At 59.3% G+C, this 2,460-nt stretch carries 4 protein-coding genes; 3 read left to right on the forward strand and 1 reads right to left on the reverse strand.

The genetic code is table 11. The annotated features are described in order from the left end of the window. The first annotated feature begins 230 nt into the window (after nucleotides 1-230). The 3 genes from ACRESJ_RS04700 to ACRESJ_RS04710 all read left to right on the forward strand — a co-directional run bounded on the left by ACRESJ_RS04700 (nucleotide 231) and on the right by ACRESJ_RS04710 (nucleotide 1,921). Complete coding sequence (locus ACRESJ_RS04700; protein WP_431756858.1) at nucleotides 231-362, forward strand: hypothetical protein; 132 nt, start codon at nucleotides 231-233, stop codon at nucleotides 360-362. 73 nt (nucleotides 363-435) lie between these two features. Further along, entirely contained in the window at nucleotides 436-618 is a 183-nt protein-coding gene (locus ACRESJ_RS04705; RefSeq protein WP_431756859.1) for a hypothetical protein, read from the forward strand. Nucleotides 619-721: 103 nt separating this feature from the next. Beyond that, nucleotides 722-1,921, forward strand: coding sequence for an MFS transporter (locus tag ACRESJ_RS04710; RefSeq protein ID WP_431756860.1), 1,200 nt, complete (start codon nucleotides 722-724; stop codon nucleotides 1,919-1,921). On the opposite strand, the gene arfB is transcribed toward ACRESJ_RS04710, so the two are convergent. Then, nucleotides 1,918-2,331 carry an alternative ribosome rescue aminoacyl-tRNA hydrolase ArfB gene (gene arfB, locus ACRESJ_RS04715; protein WP_431756861.1) on the reverse strand — a complete coding sequence of 138 codons (414 nt, stop codon included), beginning with the start codon at nucleotides 2,329-2,331 and terminating at the stop codon, nucleotides 1,918-1,920. The genes ACRESJ_RS04710 and arfB overlap by 4 nt on opposite strands. Nucleotides 2,332-2,460: the final 129 nt, after the last annotated feature.

Here is a 2,460-nt window from a genome sequence, read left to right on the forward strand (position 1 = left end):
GCAGTGTGTCGGTCGATATCTGCATTGACTGACACACCGCCTTCGCGAGCAAGCCCGCTCCCACTTTGGACTGTGTGCATCCACCTTTCAAACCTGTATAGACAATCCCATCCGTCGCAACAATTGGATATAAAAGTCTGATTGTCATTTTCATTGCTGTATCCTGCCCAGGCTTTTTTGAAAGCGAGGATCTACCAGATCTATCAACAGACTTAGCGAGGAGCGCAACCATGCACGAGATTCCTAATCTCCCCTTCCCAAGCCTGCACGTACCTGAGCAGACGACCACGCAGCAAGCCGGAGCCCAACAGCCCCAGCCGAAAGAAGCCACTGACCGCCGCAAGGCTGACAGCGAAGACTGAAACACCCGCCGTACAGACCGTGTGGAAAGCGCTAACATGCGCTTTCCACACTGCCTGAAATGAGCCCTTTCCCATGACCGATGAATTCAGCGAAGCGCAGGCCAGCATCCTGATCGGCACCGCCGAGAAAATGATCGAGATCTGGAATCGCCTGTCCCCTGAGAAACAAGCTGCCTTGATCGCCCGCTTTGGCACCCAGGAAAATGCGCTGGCCGCACTGGTCACTACGCAGTTGGTTGCGCCTGCCAAATCCTGACTGATCCCCTCCGGCAAATAGTTTTACTTTTTCACAACCCACGGTCGCTCACCCCGCTATCATAAGCAGCCTATCTATCCTGCTTTACCGTGGACCTTTACCCATGCCTGAAAAACAGCGCCCCCTGGCGGTCACGCTGCAAGTTGTTTCCATCGTCCTTTTCACCTTTATCGGCTACCTCAATATCGGCATCCCCTTGGCCGTATTGCCCGGTTACGTCCACAGCGAGCTGGGCTTCGGCGCGGTGATCGCGGGCCTGGTGATCAGCGTGCAATACCTGGCCACCCTGCTCAGCCGCCCGTATGCAGGGAAAATCATCGACAACAAAGGAAGCAAGCTGGCGGTGATGTATGGCCTGGCCGGTTGCGGCTTGAGCGGTGTGTTCATGCTGATCTCAGCCTGGACCCAAAGCCTGCCGATGCTCAGCCTGATCAGCCTGCTGATCGGTCGCCTGGTACTCGGCAGCGCGGAAAGCCTGGTGGGTTCGGGTTCGATTGGCTGGGGCATCGGCCGGGTCGGCGCGGCGAACACCGCCAAGGTCATCTCCTGGAATGGCATCGCCAGCTACGGCGCATTGGCGGTCGGTGCGCCGTTGGGCGTGTTGCTCGTCCATCAACTGGGCTTGTGGAGCATGGGCGTGAGCATCGTGCTGCTGGCGGTAATAGGCCTGCTGCTGGCGTGGCCGAAAACCGCTGCGCCAATCGTTGCGGGCGAACGCTTGCCGTTCATGCATGTACTTGGACGCGTGCTGCCGCATGGCTGTGGACTTGCCTTGGGCTCGATCGGATTTGGCACCATCGCCACTTTCATTACCCTGTATTACGCGACCCAACACTGGGACAACGCCGTGCTGTGCCTGAGCCTGTTCGGTGCCAGTTTCATCGGTGCGCGACTGCTGTTCGGCAACCTGATCAACCGCCTTGGCGGCTTTCGCGTGGCGATTGCCTGTCTGTCAGTGGAAACCCTGGGCCTTTTACTGCTGTGGCTGGCACCAGACGCCCACTGGGCGCTGGCGGGCGCGGCGTTGAGCGGCTTCGGATTCTCGCTGGTGTTTCCGGCGCTGGGGGTGGAAGCGGTCAATCTGGTGCCTGCCTCCAGCCGTGGCGCGGCAGTCGGTGCCTATTCGCTGTTCATCGATTTGTCGTTGGGAATCACCGGGCCATTGGCTGGTGCGATTGCGGCGGGGTTCGGATTTGCTTCGATTTTCCTGTTCGCCGCCTTCGCCGCACTGAGCGGCCTGGCACTGAGCGTTTACCTGTACCGACAGGCACCCAAGCAACGCGAAGCGCGGGAGTCGCACTAAAAATCGACCTTGCCGCGCCCGGCCTTGATATTGCCCCGCTTGCTCTTGGACTCCAGCCTACGAGTCTTCGAACCGAGGGTCGGCTTGGTCGGCCGGCGTTTCTTCTCGACCTTGGTGGCACTCAGGATCAGCTCGATCAAACGCTCCAGCGCGTCGGCACGGTTCTGCTCCTGGGTCCGATATTGCTGGGCCTTGATGATCAACACGCCATCGCTGGTAATGCGGCTGTCGCGCAACGCCAACAGCCGCTCCTTGTAGAACTCAGGCAGCGACGAGGCCGGAATGTCGAAGCGCAGGTGCACGGCGCTGGAGACCTTGTTGACGTTCTGCCCACCGGCACCTTGCGCGCGAATGTACGTCAACTCGATCTCGGCATCCGGCAGATGCACGTTGTTGGAAATGACCAGCATGGAAAAGCGTCCGGGTTCGGGGCGTTCAGGATACCGCGAATGAGTGTCAGGAACGCAGCAGAACCAATGTGGGAGCGGGCTTGCTCGCGAATGCGGAGTGTCAGTCGACTTGAATCCTGACGGTTGAAC

Source organism: Pseudomonas sp., from assembly GCF_050739655.1.
In the GTDB taxonomy this organism is placed as follows: Bacteria; Pseudomonadota; Gammaproteobacteria; order Pseudomonadales; family Pseudomonadaceae; genus Aquipseudomonas.